This window comes from Catenulispora subtropica, assembly GCF_039531675.1.
GTDB lineage: Bacteria > Actinomycetota > Actinomycetes > Streptomycetales > Catenulisporaceae > Catenulispora > Catenulispora subtropica.
In genome coordinates this window covers 126971-140828 of the sequence record NZ_BAAAQM010000022.1, presented here as the reverse complement: position 1 = coordinate 140828, position 13858 = coordinate 126971, and the positions used below count along the sequence as shown (strand labels likewise).

The following is a 13858-nucleotide window of genomic DNA, read 5'->3' as shown; positions in this document are numbered from 1 at the left end:
TCTCGGGCTTGAGGTCGAACACCGCGTGGTGCGTGTAGGCGGCCTGGGTGAGGTAACCGCCGGTGGTGTGCAGGATGCCCTTGGGCTTACCGGTGGTGCCGGATGTGTAGAGGATGTACAGCGGGTGTTCGGAGTCGAACCCGACCGGAGTGTGCTCGGTGCGCTGGGTGTCCACATGCTCGTGCCACCACACGTCGCGGTCCTGGTCCCAGGCCACGTCGTGCCCGGTGCGCCGGACCACGAGCACCTTCTCGATCGTCGGTGACGCGCCGGCCGCCTCGTCGGCGTTCGCCTTCAGGTTCACGACCGAGCCGCGGCGGTGGTAGCCGTCGGCGGTGATCAGCAGCTTGGCGCCGGCGTCCTCGATCCGGCCGCGCAGCGCCTCGGGGGAGAAGGCGGCGAAGCACACCGAGTGCACCGCGCCGATGCGGGCGCAGGCCAGCATCGCGACCGCGGTCTCCGGGATCATCGGCATGTAGATCGCGACCCGGTCGCCGGCGGCGATGCCGAGGGCGGTCAACGCGTTGGCGGCCTTGCAGACCTCCGTCTTGAGCTCCGCGTAGGTGAGGGAGCGGGAGTCGCCCGGCTCGCCCTCGAAGTGGATCGCGACGCGGTCGCCGTGGCCCTCCGCGACGTGCCGGTCGACGCAGTTGTAGCAGGCGTTCAGGCGGCCGCCGACGAACCACTTGGCGAACGGCCTCTCCGACCAGTCCAGGACCTGCGTCCACGGCTCGTCCCAGTGCAGGCGCCCGGCCTGGGCGGCCCAGAACGCCTCGCGATCGGCGTCGGCCGCGGTGTAGGCCAATCCGGTGACGTTGGCGTGATCGGCCAGCTCCTGCGGGGGCGGGAAACGGCGGTTCTCCCGCAACAAGTTGGACAAAGTCTGGTTGTTCTCAGTCATCTTCCCAACATCTCCCCAGCCCTCATTGGAAAACGGACGGGCGAGGACCGCAACCCAACGGCCCTCGCCCACTCTGGTCCCGCGGCCCTACCGCGGCCAGGTCGGGAACAACTGCCTCTTGTGTGTCTCGTTCACCACCGCGGCGAATGAGGCGTACCAGGCGGCGAGCGCCGTCAGGATGCCCAGCCACCCGCCGATCCGCGTCATCGCCGCGGGCGGCGTGGCAGCGTTCTGCCACGCGCCGATGGCCAGGCACAGGAAGGTGATGGTCAGCAGCACGAACACGGCGAGCACGGCGCCGTTGGTGCGCGTCGCCGCCACCGTCATGTAGCCGGTGAACAGGAACCAGGCGAACAGGTACAGGCCGATGGTCTTGTGCGCGTCGCCGCCGGTGCCCAAGCGCACGATGCCCCAGTAGCTCAGCCAGAACGCGCCGAACGAGCTGAACGCGGTCGCGCCGAACGTGTTGCCGCGCCGGTACTCCCACATGCCGGCCAGGAGCTGCGCGATGCCGCCGTAGAACAGGGCCAGGCCGAGGATGACGTCGCCGCTGCCCTTCTCGGAGATGAGGTTGGCGTTGACGAAGCTGAGGATGAACGTGGTCATGGCGAAGCCGGCCAGCCCGAGGGGGGCCGGGTCGGCGGTGCCGCCGGAGGACGGCGCTGGGGCGTTCGGGGTCTCACTCACGGCAGATGCGTCCCTTCCGTCGGTGACGGACATGTCCGGTCCTTGCCGGACGTGTCGTGTCCACCGTAGGAAGCAGATCGACGGGATGACACGGCGACACGCCAGGAAGTGGACCATCGGTTGGCGGGCTGCGGCGAACGGTCGGCGTGGCGCGGTGAGTGGGCCGGGCGCGGAGGGGTGTGATCGGATGACGATCGCCGTGTCAGAGCACGGCGAGCCGGTCCACCAGCAGCTCCAGCCTCGGCTCGGCGTCCCCCGGCAGCAGCCGTCCCGTCCGGCTCAGGGTCGCCAGCCCGTGCAGCGACGCCCAGAACACCTCGGTGAACAGCCCCGGGTCGACGCCGTCCCCGGCGACCTCGCCCAGGCTCTCCAGCAGCGCGGCGAAACCGTCTTTGAGGGGTTCCGGGGTCTCCTCGACCGCGAACGCCAGGCCGCCGTCGAGCTGGAACAGGGCGTCGTAGGCCGCCACGTTGCGGGCGGCGAAGTCGAGGTAGGCGCGCGCCAGGGCGACGACTCGCTCGCGCGGGTCCTCCACGCCGGCGGTCGCGGCCCGCACCGCCACGGCCAGTTCGCCGGCGGCTTCCAGGGCGACGGCGCCGATGATCTCCCGTTTGCCGCGGAAGTGGCTGTAGAGGACGGGCTGGCTGTACTCGATGCGCTCGGCGAGCCGGCGGGTGGTGACCGCGTCCCAGCCCTGCTGCTCGGCGAGTTCGCGGGCCGTGGCCACGATGAGGCGCTCGCGCTCCGCCCGTTCGCGCTGTTTGCGGTCCTGTACCGACATGCCTCGATTCTAGCATCGCTAGACAACCGAGCGGCAGCAGTACTAGCGTTGCCTCAACAGCTAGCAACGCTAGATCTCGGGAGGATCATCATGCTCACCGCACTAGAGGTGGTCACCACCGTGGTCGTCGGCGTGATGGTGGGGGTGGAGTTCTCGGTCGCCTTCGTCATCAATCCGATCCTCAACGCGCTCCCCGATGACAGTGCCCAACTCGGTCACGCCCACGGGGGGCGCATGCTCGGCGCCGTGATGCCGGTGTGGTACATCACCTCGCTCCTCCTCGCCGCGGTCTGGGCCGTGGCCGGCTGGCACCACCACGGCGCCGGCCTCGTCGTCACAGCGAGCGGGCTGCTGATCCTCAGCGTGGTCATGTCGATCCTGCTGCTGGTCCCGATCAACAACCGGAACAAGACCTGGACCCCCGAGAACCGGCCCGCCGACTGGAAGCAGCAGCTGAGCCGCTGGGACCGCTACCACTACGTCCGGGTCGCCCTCATCATCGCCGCCTTCGCCCTGCTGGCCGCGGCTCTCGCCTGATCCGTCCCCGTCAAGGAGTCACCATGTCCGTGGAACTGAACCACACCATCGTCCCCGCCCACGACCCGCAAGCCTCGGCGCAGTTCCTCGCCGACATCCTCGGCCTGCGCGTCGAGCCGCCGCTGGCGCACTTCACGCCGGTCGCGCTGGCCAACGGCGTCAGCCTGGACTACGACCGGGCGGACGAATTCGAGCCGCACCACTACGCGTTCATGGTCGGCGAGCAGGAGTTCGACGCCGCTCTGGCCCGTATCCAGCAGAGCGGGATCACCCACTACGGCGATCCCGCATGCCGAGAGATCGGTGAGCTCTACCACAGCAGGTACGTCATAGGCCGCAGGGGCACCTACTTCCGCGACCCGAACGGGCACCTCATGGAAATCCTCACCCGGGGCGGCGCCGAGTCCTGAGACCGGTCTTCAGCGGAGCCGGCCGATCATCGTGTCCAGTTCGTCGGTCCAGGTGAGGGTCGCGTCCATGGCTGGATCCCGGCTGGCGCGGAAGGACGCGAGGGTCGGTGGCGCGAAGAACTGGGGCGCTATCCAGGTCCTCCGGTCGAAGGGGTACGAGGTCTGCCACGCCGGGTCGGGCGAGGCAGTCTGTCCTCCGCGCCGCTGGTCACGAGGCCGGATCGCTGAGCCGGACCCCCGCCAGCACCTCCGCGACCGCCTGCATCCCGACCCGTGACGCCCCGAACGACGCCACCCACGCCGCCCCGCCCGGGTCGACGTGCGGCACGCCGAGTTCGACCACGATCGCGTCCGGACGCTCCTTCGCCAGTGCGGTCACCCGTTCCACGTCCTCCGGCTTCTGCTGGAGTCCGCGGACCGCGATCACCAGCGGGCGTCCGGCGGGCAGATCGGCGGCGTCGGCGACCTCGGTGAGCGGGGCCCGGGTGGTGCCGGGCAGGAGTTCGGCGAGGTGGTCGGCCAGGCTGCGCGGCAGTTCGGCTTCGACGACGTGCGGGGGCTGGGGCAGGGGGAGGGCGGTGGGGTCGGAGCGCAGGATCCTGATGGCGCGGCGGGCGGCCCGCAGGCCCTCGGGGGAGCCGCCTTCGAGACTGTCAGCGTCCTGGTGGCCCGCCTCCCGCGTCTTCCGCCGCCACGCCGCGAACTCCGCCACCCGGCCGGCCGCCTCCACCAGCCGTGCCTCCGGCAACGAGCCGTCGCGCACGGCGGCGGTGATCGCGGCGGTCAGCTCCGTCATGTCGTCGTCGGTGCTGTCGGAGTCGACGCACACCAGGTCCAGGCCGGCGGCGAGGGCCCGCACGGCCGCGCCGGCCAGTCCGTAGCGCGCCCGGACCGCGGCCATGCCGATGGCGTCGCTGACGGCCAGGTCCTCGAAGCCGAGGCCCGCGCGGAGCAGGCCGTGGATCACGGCCGGGCTGACGGAGGCCGGGTGCTCCGGGTCCAGGGCGGGGATGAGCAGGTGCGCGACCATCACGGCGCGGGCTCCGGCGGCCACCGCGGCGCGGAACGGCGGGAGCGTGTCGCGTTCCAGGTCGGCGCGGGTGGCGTGGACCGTGGGCAGGCCGAAGTGGGAGTCGACGGTGGTGTCGCCGTGGCCGGGGAAGTGCTTCGCGCACGCCGCCACTCCGGCCCCGTGCAGTCCGCGTACGGCCGCCGCGACGTGCCGGGCGACCAGCATCGGGTCCGCGCCGAACGAGCGCGCGCCGATCACCGGGTTGCGCGGCTCGGTGTTGACGTCGGCCACCGGCGCGTAGTCCAGGTCGATGCCGCCGGCCCGCACCCGTGTCCCCACCGAGCGGGCCGTCGCCTCGGTCAGCGCCACGTCGTCGATCGTGCCCAGCGCCAGGTTCCCCGGGTACGACGACCCCGCGGCGTGCTCCAGCCGCGTGATGTCGCCGGCCTCCTCGTCGACGGCCACGAACACGTCCGGGTTCTCCGCGCGCAGCGTGTCGGTCAGCGCCCGCAACTGCCCGGGGGTCTGGATGTTCATCCCGAACAGGATCACCGACCCGAGCCCGCCGGCCAGCCGCCGCCGTATCCAGTCCGGAGCGGCCGTGCCCGTGAACCCGGGTTGCAGGACGCGGGCGATCAGACCGTCGAGCTCAGACATCAGGACCCTCCATCGCGCGGATACAGCAGATACGGACCTCGTTGCTCGGCGAAGCGCAGCGCCGAATCCCGCCATCCGGCGAGGATCGCCTCCGTGGGCACGCCTTCCATCACGTCCTTCCGGAAGCGGTCCGATCCGGCCAGCAGATCGAAATGCCGTTCCCGGAACGCGAGCTCCTCCGGCCAGCCCTCCCGCAGCGCACCCAGCACCGTCGCTCCGATCGCCAGCGGATCGACCGCGTCGGGATCGGTGACGTGCAGCTGCGCGCCGCAGATCTGTTCGCCCGCGTAGAGGTCGAAAGCAGGGGTCGCGTACGCCTCCCGCACCACGATCCCCGCCAGGGCCGCCCCGCGCAGCCGCTCGGCGAACGACCGGTCCAGCCACGGCGCCCCGATGAGCTCGAACGGCGTCGTCGTCCCGCGCCCGACCGAGACGTTGGTCCCCTCCAGGAAACACGTTCCCGGGTAGAGCAGGGCGCTGACAGCGGTCGGCAGGTTCGGCGACGGCGGCACCCACGGCAGCCCCGTCGCCGGGAACAGGCTCCGGGCGTCCCAGTCGGTCAGCGGCACGATCTCCGGCGCCGGAACACCCAGACGGACGGCGAAGAACCCGCCGAGCTCACCCATCGTCATCCCGTGCCGCACGGGGACCGGCGCCCGCCCGACGAACGAGGCGTGGGCCGGATCGAGGACGGGCCCTGATACGGCGAGGCCGCCCAGCGGGTTCGGCCGGTCCAGCACGCACACCCGCACGCCGACCGGCGCCGCGGCGGCCAGCGCGTCGTACAGGCTGGACTCGTAGGTGAAGAAGCGCGCGCCGACGTTCTGCAGATCGACCGCGAGGACGTCGATGCGGGATTCGGCCAGCATCCCGGACAGGTGGTCCGCGGTGTGCCGGTACGTGTCGTAGACCGGGAGCCCGGTGCTCGAGTCGACGAGCGCCGACTCGGAGTCCCCGGCCTGCGCCGTCCCGAGCACACCGTGCTCCGGGCCGAACAGCGCGCGCAGATCCGCCTTGGCTTCGAGCAGAGCGTGCGCGGCATGGCGGCCGTCGGAGGTGATCGCGGCGGGGTGGGTCAGCAGGCCGACGCGCCGGCCCGCGAACGGGACCTCGGAGCTGAGAACGCAGAGACGCTCCAGACCGGAGACGGTCACGCGGGCAGCCGGGACCACGCCGCTCACGCGCCGACCGCCTTCTCGAACGTCCAGAACACCCGGCCCAGCCTGGCACCGACCGCCCGCGAATAGAACCGCACCGGTCCCACCCACCCGATCTCGGCCACCGCGACCCCGGCTTCGTGCTGGTCGGCCAGGCAGCGCCGGAGCAGCACCGCCCCGATGCCCAGCCCGCGGGCCGCGCCGTCGGTCCCCATCGGGCCGAAGACCGGGACGCGCTGCACGCCGTGCGCCGCGAAGCCGAGGAAGGCACCGTCGCGCACGGCCACATGCAGTGTCGGCGGCTCGTTGCGCAAGGCCGTCGAACACTCCTGGGCCCAGGATCCGCCGAACTCGGCTTCGATCCACGTGCGCAGCGCCTCCTCGTCCGCGGGTTCGCCGCGCCGCACCTCGACACCGAGGTCGGCCAGGCGGCGGACGTCGGCGTCGGTGGCCAGGAACCCGTCCCGCTCCGCGGCGGCCAGGTCGACGACCATGTTGTTCGCGTCGAGCAGCCGCTCGTAGCCGGCGGACTCGGCCAGGCAGGCCGCCGGGGTGTAGCGGATGTCGATGCCGGGCCACGCGTGGGTCGGGGGGTTGCCGCGGATCCGCAGGCGGGCGGCCCCGGCGGCGATCAGCCGGCGCTCGACCTCGGCCAGCAGCGCCCGGCCGACGCCCCGGCCACGGTGTCCGGCCGGGACCACGAGGAGGTCGACGTGGCCGGTGGCGGGCTGGCCGTCGCGCGCCGGGCGCAGCGAGCCCAGGGCGAAGCCGACGACAGCGGGATCGGCGGGTTCGGCGGTGTCGGCGGTCTCCGCCACGATCCGGCAGCCGCCGGCGGCCGCGTGCCACAGCAGGTCCACGATCGCGGGGGCGTCGGGATCGTGGACCAGCGCGTCGCGGGCCAGGGCCCGCAGGGCCGGGAGGTCATCGGGGGAGGCTTGGCGCATCGCGACCCTCTTCGTCATTTGCTAACGTCTTCAGACATCATTGACGGTGGAAACCTACCACCGGCGCCGTGCGGGAAGGAACCCGAGATGAGCAGCGATCCCGGCGAGATCGTCGCCGACGCCGTGAGCCGGGGCGTGGTCCCGGGCGCGGTGCTGAGGTACGGCCGCGGCGCCGACGGCCCGGTGCGCGGCGGCGCGTTCGGCGCGTTCGGCGCGGCCTCCCGCACCTCCGGGTCCGCAGACCCCGTCGACGCCACCGACCCCGCCGACGCCGCAGACCCCGCCGGCGCCGACGTCGTCTACGACCTCGCCTCCCTGACGAAGGTCACGGCGACGCTCCCCCTGGTACTCCGGCTGGTGGCGGACGGCCGGATCGCGCTCGACGACCCCGTGGTGCGGTACCTGCCGGGCTTCGCGGCCGGCGACACCATCACCGTCCGCCACCTCCTCTCCCACAGCTCCGGCCTGCCCGCGCACCGCGAGGTGTGGCGGCTGCCCGGCACGGCCGAGGACCGCTTCGCGGTCGTGCTGGCCGAGCCGCCCGAAGCCGCGCCGGGGACCGTCGTCCGCTACTCCGACCTGGGCTTCATCCTGCTCGGCCGGATCGTCGCCGACGTCACCGCGCAGCCGCTGGACCAGGCCTTCGCCGAGCTGGTCGCGGCCCCGCTGGGCCTGGCGTCGACCGGCTACCGGCCGGCCGGCGGGGCGGCCCCGACCGAGGCGAACTGGTTCGACGATCCCGCGCGTCAGGACCCGAAGACCGGCGTGGTGCACGACGAGAACGCCGAAAGCCTCGGCGGCGTCGCGGGCCACGCCGGGCTGTTCGGGACCGCCGACGACGTCGCCGCCTACCTGACGGCCGGCTGGCTCGCGGCCGACAGCCCGATCCTGGACCCGGCGATCCGGGCCGAGGCGCTGCGGTGCCAGACCGCGGGACTGGCCGGCGTCCGCGGTCTGGGCTGGACGTTGCGGGGCGACTCGTACGACTTCATGTCCGAGGCCTGGCCCCGCGCCGGGGCCGGGCACACCGGGTTCACCGGCACCAGCGCGGCCTTCGACCCGGAGTCGGGGATCTGGTGCGTGCTGCTGACCAACGCCGTGTTGTTCGGGCGCGGGAACCGGACGCGCGAACTGCGGCGGACCCTGCACGCGGCGGTCGCCGCCGAGTTCGGCGTGGCGTCGCCGACAGTCCTCAACGGGGAGTCCGGCCGGGCTCCGAGCGGCTCTAGGATCAGCGCATGACCACTGGGAATCGGCAGGGACGCGGCGCGCGCGGGGGCGGGTCGTCCGTCTCGGCCGCCGCCGGCACGGGGTCCGTCACGGGGTCCGGCACGGGTGCTGGAACCGCTACGGGCGCCGGGGCCGGGAACGGCGCGGCCGCCGTCGTCGAGGCGGGTCCGCCGCCGACCGTGCTGGTGCGCATCCGCGCCCTGCTGCCGACGCTGCCCCCCTCCGAGCGCCGCGTCGCCGAGGCCGCGATCGCCGATCCCTCGGGCGTCGCGGCGAAGACCATCAGCGAGCTGGCAGCCGAGTGCGACACGTCGGAGACCACGGTCATCCGCTTCTGCCGCGCGGTCGGCCTGAAGGGCTACCCGGAACTGCGCATCGGGCTGGCGGCCGCCGCCGGCATCGAGGACGCGGCGGCCTCCGCGCCCACCGTCGGCGGCGACATCGGCCCCCGCGACTCCCTGGCCGACGTGGTCACCAAGCTCGGCTACGCCGACGCCCGCGCCGTCGAGGACACCGTGGCCCAGCTGGACCTGACGCTGCTGGAGCGCGCGGTCGACGCCGTGGTCTCGGCCGGCGCCGTCGACATCTACGGCATCGGCGCCAGCGCCCTGATCGCCGCCGACCTGCACCAGAAGCTGCACCGCATCGGTCACCGCGCCGCGGCCTGGCCGGACGCCGAGAACGCCCTGACCTCCGCGGCCCTGCTCGGCCGCGGCGACGTCGCCATCGGCATCTCCCACACCGGCGCCACCCCCGCCACCGTCACCGCCCTGGCCGAAGCCCACGACAACGGCGCCCGCACCATCGCCATCACCAACTTCCCCCGCTCACCCATCACCGACGTCGCCGACCTGGTCCTCACCACCGCCGTCCGCGAGACCACCTTCCGCTCCGGCGCCATGGCCAGCCGCATCGCCGCCCTGACCGTGGTCGACTGCCTGTTCGTCGGCGTGGCGCAGCGCAACTTCAGCCGCACCACGCGCGCGCTGGAGCGGACGCGCAGCGCGGTGCAGGGGGCGCGGGGGCGGTAAGCGTCACGCCGCTCGACGCCGGGTCTCCGCCATGGCCCGAAGGACGAGCCACGCGAATCCCACGGCCGCGTCCGTCTCTCCGGCGCGGACCGGCAGGTGACGCAGCAGGACCACGTCGTCCAGCGCGACCTCCTCCCGCGCCAGGACGAACACCAAGGCCAGGAACGCCGACCGGGCGTTCCCGTCGTCGAACGGGTGGAAGAAGCACACGTCGAGGTAGGTCCGGGCGGCGCGCGCCGCGAGCGGCAGGGCTCCGGGCCCTGACCCGCTCTCGGCCAGGCACGCGTCGAAGCGCGCGCGGGTGTCCGGCCCGATGCCGTACCGCTCCCGGCCGTGCTTGGCGAACGCCGGATACCTGCGGAACTCCGGCGGCTCCGGAGTCCCCAGGACCTGCTGCTGCCACCCGCGCAACAGCTCGAAGTCCAGATCGGCGCCGCGTGCGGCGTCCGCCCGCACCCGCTCCAGGGCGGCCAGCAGGCCCCGGCCGCGGTCGGGGTCGAGGACGGCGTCGAAGGCGTCGACACAGGCCGCCGCGCCGTCCCGGGCCGGCACCAGCGGGGCGCCGGCGACGTCGGCGGCGTCGGCGTTCTCCATCGCCTCGTGCCACGGCACCGACTCCCGCACGTCGAGCCACCGCTGCAAGTGGTCCGCCGCGGTCCCGACCGGCCACGCACCGTGCCCCGGTTCCAGCGACCCGGCCAGCTGCTCGGCGATCTCGTCGACCACCAGCGGCTCGGGCCGGACCCAGCTGTGGAACCGCGGACCGACGGCGTCCTCGACCAGCACGGTGGCGGCGGCAGGGGAGACTCCCCACCGCATCAGGAACCAGCGGAGCACCTGGTGGCACAGTCCGTACCAGCCGCCGCTGCAACCCGTGCGGTCGATCACCCGCAGGATCAGGCTGCGCGCGGTCCGCTCCCACAGGATCCGCTGCTCCTCGATCGCCGCCAGATCCAGCGGATACGCCTCGAACCGCCAGGCCAGACCCTCCACCCACTCGCGCCATTCGCCCACCGCCGCGACCACGCGCTCCAGCGTCTCCTCCGGAGTGGTGACCGAGTCAGCCGTGCAGCACCAGCTCCACACCGGTCCGCCGTCGCGCTCGCGATGGGTCCATCCCAAGGCCCAGACCCCGAACCGCTCCACGAGCGCGAAGGTCATCGCGTCGGTCCAGAGATCCGCCTCCTCACGGAACCGGTGGTATTCCGCCGAGCCGGAAACCAAGCCGTCCGGCCGGCGCGGTGAGCGCAGGGCGGGCCCCAAGCCCGCGATCGCCGACGCCGCCGTTCCGCTGTCGAAGGGATGCCGCGCCGGGTCCACGTCGTCCCACACCAGGGGGACCGTGTAAAGCCACGTCAACACCGCGCCAGACTGGCCGCTCGGCGGTCGCCGATCAACCGGATAAAGAGCGGACGGCCTCCGCGCGGGGCTCAGGTCCGCGCGGAGGCCGCCAGAGCCGCGCGGACCTGGCCCGACGCGGCGGCCAGCGCCCGGCGCGCCTCACTCGGCGTCGTCGCGCCGAGCAGGCACACCAGCGCCGTCTTCAGCTCGCCGTCCGACGCGGCCAGGGCCGTCGCGCACGCCTCCTCGGGCAGGCCGGTGGCCTCGGTGAGGATGGTCAGGACGCGGCCGCGGAGTTTGCCGTTGGTGGGGGCGAGATCGACCATCAGGTTCGAGTAGGTGTGGCCCAGGGCGATCATCGCGGCCGTCGACAGGCCGTTGAGGATCAGCTTCTGGGCGGTGGCCGCCTTCAGGCGGGTGGAGCCGGCGACGGCCTCGGGGCCGGTGTCGGCGCCCAGGTGCACGTCCGCCTCCCCGGCCAGGGCGGCGCCGGGGTTCGCCGAGACCAGGACCGTGTAGGCGCCCGCGGCGCGCGCCGCTCGCAGGGCTCCGGCCACGTACGGCGCGCGGCCGCTGGCCGTCAGGCCCACCGCGACGTCGCCCGGCCCCACCTCGGCGGCGTCCGCGGCCCCGCCGGGCTCGGAGTCCTCGGCGCCCTCGACCGGGATGGTCAGGGCGCTGATCCCGCCGGCGATGTGCGCGACCACCACGCCCGGCGGCAGGCCGAAGGTGGGGATCAGCTCGGCGGCGTCCATCACCGCCACGCGGCCGGAGGTGCCGGCGCCGAAGTAGTGGACCCGGCCGCCGGCCCGCAGCCGCCGCACGGTCTCGTCGACCACCTCGGCCAGCGCCGGCAGCACGGCGGCCACCGCGCCGGGCACCCGCGCGTCCTCGGCGTTCATCAGCCGCAGCACCTCCACCGTCGGCACGGCGTCGATGGCCACGGTCGCCGGGTTGCGCTCCTCCGTCGGCGCGGCGACGCGGTCGGCGGTCGGCGGGGTCAGAGGGCTCATGCGTGGGCGTTCCTCTCGGGTGGAACCGGGGCGGAGGGAGACGGTGCTGAGAAGGACGGTGCTGAGAAGGACGGTGCGGAGAAGGACGGTGCGGAGAAGGACGGTGCGGAGAAGGACGGTGCTGCGGTGGGTGTCGTTGGCAAGTTACGGAATGAACAGGATTCGCGCAACTCATTGACGAAGCCCGACGGCGCGCTCTACGGTTCCTGCACCGAGGCGGCCCCGCCGCGCTCGAGGATCGACCAGCTCAGAACCGAGCGGAATCCCCCATAACGCCCCGTCCCACCGATCCGAACGGAGACGTCAGGACCATGTCCCGGCAAAAAACACTGGCCGCGGCGGTCGCCGCGGCGGTCGCCCTGACCGCGCTGTCGGCCTGTTCCAGCTCCTCGTCGAAGAAATCCAACGGCGGCACGAGCAGCGGCGGTGCCAAGGACGGCGGCGTGTACACCAGCATCGACGCCAACAACCAGATCACCGCCGGCGCGCCGATGAACCCGTTCAACGCCGCGCCCAACATGTTCCTCGGCTACAACCAGATGTCGCTGGGCTTCGACAAGAAGAACCCGTCGGACCCCAACGACTTCTTCCCCGGCCTGGCCGCCAGCTGGACCGCCTCCGACGCCGGCCTGACCGTGCAGCTGCAGCCGAACGCCAAGTGGTCCGACGGCACCCCGGTCACCGCCGCGGACATCAAGACCTCGCTGGCCATCGCCTACACCCAGGGCACCGCGGGCCCGGCGGCCGGCAACTTCGAGATCTCCGACGTCAAGGACCTCGGCGGCGGCAAGGTCGAGATCGACGAGGTCCCGGGCGTCAAGAACCTCTACTTCCAGCGCCTGGTGCTCTCCGCGACCATCGTCAACGACAAGGTCTACAGCGGCCAGCTCCCGGCCGACGTCTGGACCACCATCGCCGCCGCCCAGGGCAGTGACGCCGCGGCCGCGAAGTCCGCCGCCGACAAGCTGACCGCGGCCGGCAAGCCGATCGCCGCCTTCGCCCCGGCCAAGGACATCTCGGCCGGCCCGTTCGTGCTGACCCGCGTCGGCCCCGGCGAGGCGCTGCTGGACCGCAACCCGAACTTCTTCGCCGTCTCCAAGGTCTCGCCGAAGCAGGTCATCCTGCGGCACTACTCCGGCAACCAGCAGATCTGGGGCTACATGAACAACGGCGAGCTGGACTCCGCGCCGTACACCGCGATGCCGACCAACATCCTGGACCAGGTGCTGAAGGCCGGCTACACCCGCGTCGACGCCCCCAGCTACGTCAGCGCCTCGATCGCGTTCAACGAGAAGCAGGCGCCGTACGACAAGACCGCGGTCCGCCAGGCGCTGGCGTACGTGATCGACCGCGAGGCGGTGACCAAGGTCGGCGAGCCGGTCGGCGGCATGACCACGCCCTACACCACCGGCCTGATCCACTCCCAGACCGACACCTTCCTGTCCGACGACCAGAAGGCCGCGCTGAACGCCTACAAGCCGGACACCGCCAAGGCCGCCACCCTGCTGCAGGGCGCCGGCTTCACCAAGGACGGCTCCGGCCAGTGGCACCTGCCCGACGGCACCCAGTGGACGATCACGCTGCAGACCGTGAACGGCTTCTCCGACTGGATCTCCGCCTCCACCATCGTGGCCAACGAGCTGACCGCCTTCGGCATCAAGACCACCCCCGCGGTCACCGCCGACTTCGCCACCTACCAGAAGGAGATGGCGGCCGGGAAGTACGCGGTGGGCTGGTGGCTGGTCGCCCTGGGCCCGCAGACCGACAAGGCCTACAACCGCATCTACGGCTCCGCCGACGGCTACACCGTCAAGAACGGCCAGGCCACGCACAGCGACACCTCGCCGGCGAACTGGCAGCACACCCCGGCCACGTACACCGTGAACGGTCAGAGCATCGACCCGGGCCAGCTCACCGCGCAGCTGTCGGTGACCCCGGTCTCGGACCAGAAGCCGATCATCGCCCAGCTCGCCGCGGCCACCAACCAGGAGCTGCCGATGATCCAGATCTGGGACTACACCAAGGTCGGGTTCTACAACGAGAAGCACTTCACGAACTTCCCCAAGAGCGGTCAGGACGCGCTGCTGCTGAACCCGCCCGGCGTCTGGATGATGCAGGGCTTCGTGCAGGCCAAGTGACCGGGTAAGAACTCCG

The 13858-nt window shown here is 72.5% G+C and carries 13 protein-coding genes; 5 read left to right on the top strand and 8 right to left on the bottom strand.

Annotated elements, in window-relative coordinates; all coding sequences use genetic code 11:
• From ABD466_RS20475 to ABD466_RS20465, 3 genes are all read right to left on the bottom strand, one after another.
• Window positions 1-901 (bottom strand): AMP-binding protein (locus tag ABD466_RS20475; RefSeq protein WP_344658713.1); only part of this gene is annotated, 901 nt, incomplete at its 3' end.
• Between the two features lie 87 nt (window positions 902-988).
• Complete coding sequence (locus ABD466_RS20470) at window positions 989-1588, bottom strand: acetate uptake transporter (RefSeq protein ID WP_344658712.1); 600 nt, start codon at window positions 1586-1588, stop codon at window positions 989-991.
• Between the two features lie 202 nt (window positions 1589-1790).
• Window positions 1791-2369 carry a TetR/AcrR family transcriptional regulator gene (locus tag ABD466_RS20465; protein WP_344658711.1) on the bottom strand — a complete coding sequence of 193 codons (579 nt, stop codon included), beginning with the start codon at window positions 2367-2369 and terminating at the stop codon, window positions 1791-1793.
• Between the two features lie 90 nt (window positions 2370-2459).
• On the opposite strand from ABD466_RS20465, the gene ABD466_RS20460 reads away from it, so the two are divergent.
• Both ABD466_RS20460 and ABD466_RS20455 read left to right on the top strand, forming a co-directional pair.
• Entirely contained in the window at window positions 2460-2906 is a 447-nt protein-coding gene (locus ABD466_RS20460) for an anthrone oxygenase family protein (RefSeq protein ID WP_344658710.1), read from the top strand.
• Between the two features lie 23 nt (window positions 2907-2929).
• Complete coding sequence (locus ABD466_RS20455) at window positions 2930-3316, top strand: VOC family protein (protein ID WP_344658709.1); 387 nt, start codon at window positions 2930-2932, stop codon at window positions 3314-3316.
• Between the two features lie 208 nt (window positions 3317-3524).
• Here the strand turns inward: ABD466_RS20455 and ABD466_RS20450 are convergent, their stop codons facing one another.
• From ABD466_RS20450 to ABD466_RS20440, 3 genes are read right to left on the bottom strand one after another with little or no spacing between them, the layout of a single operon-like run.
• Entirely contained in the window at window positions 3525-4985 is a 1461-nt protein-coding gene (locus ABD466_RS20450; protein WP_344658708.1) for a glycoside hydrolase family 3 protein, read from the bottom strand.
• On the bottom strand, window positions 4985-6166 hold the full coding sequence (locus ABD466_RS20445) for an exo-beta-N-acetylmuramidase NamZ family protein (protein ID WP_344658707.1): 1182 nt from the start codon (window positions 6164-6166) through the stop codon (window positions 4985-4987). Before ABD466_RS20445 ends, ABD466_RS20450 begins: the two co-directional genes overlap by 1 nt.
• Complete coding sequence (locus ABD466_RS20440; RefSeq protein WP_344658706.1) at window positions 6163-7107, bottom strand: GNAT family N-acetyltransferase; 945 nt, start codon at window positions 7105-7107, stop codon at window positions 6163-6165. Before ABD466_RS20440 ends, ABD466_RS20445 begins: the two co-directional genes overlap by 4 nt.
• A 69-nt stretch (window positions 7108-7176) precedes the next feature.
• On the opposite strand from ABD466_RS20440, the gene ABD466_RS20435 reads away from it, so the two are divergent.
• Entirely contained in the window at window positions 7177-8331 is a 1155-nt protein-coding gene (locus ABD466_RS20435; RefSeq protein WP_344658705.1) for a serine hydrolase domain-containing protein, read from the top strand.
• A complete protein-coding gene (locus ABD466_RS20430; protein WP_344658704.1) occupies window positions 8328-9350 on the top strand; it encodes a MurR/RpiR family transcriptional regulator in 1023 nt (340 codons plus the stop codon). The genes ABD466_RS20435 and ABD466_RS20430 overlap by 4 nt, the downstream gene beginning before the upstream one ends.
• A gap of 3 nt (window positions 9351-9353) precedes the next feature.
• On the opposite strand, the gene ABD466_RS20425 is transcribed toward ABD466_RS20430, so the two are convergent.
• Together ABD466_RS20425 and ABD466_RS20420 are read right to left on the bottom strand one after the other, a co-directional pair.
• Window positions 9354-10712, bottom strand: coding sequence for a Fic family protein (locus tag ABD466_RS20425; RefSeq protein ID WP_344658703.1), 1359 nt, complete (start codon window positions 10710-10712; stop codon window positions 9354-9356).
• Window positions 10713-10780: 68 nt separating this feature from the next.
• Window positions 10781-11704 carry an N-acetylmuramic acid 6-phosphate etherase gene (locus tag ABD466_RS20420; RefSeq protein ID WP_344658702.1) on the bottom strand — a complete coding sequence of 308 codons (924 nt, stop codon included), beginning with the start codon at window positions 11702-11704 and terminating at the stop codon, window positions 10781-10783.
• Between the two features lie 311 nt (window positions 11705-12015).
• On the opposite strand from ABD466_RS20420, the gene ABD466_RS20415 reads away from it, so the two are divergent.
• Window positions 12016-13842 (top strand): ABC transporter substrate-binding protein, encoded by a 1827-nt coding sequence (locus ABD466_RS20415; RefSeq protein WP_344658701.1) that lies wholly within the window; start codon window positions 12016-12018, stop codon window positions 13840-13842.
• Window positions 13843-13858: the final 16 nt, after the last annotated feature.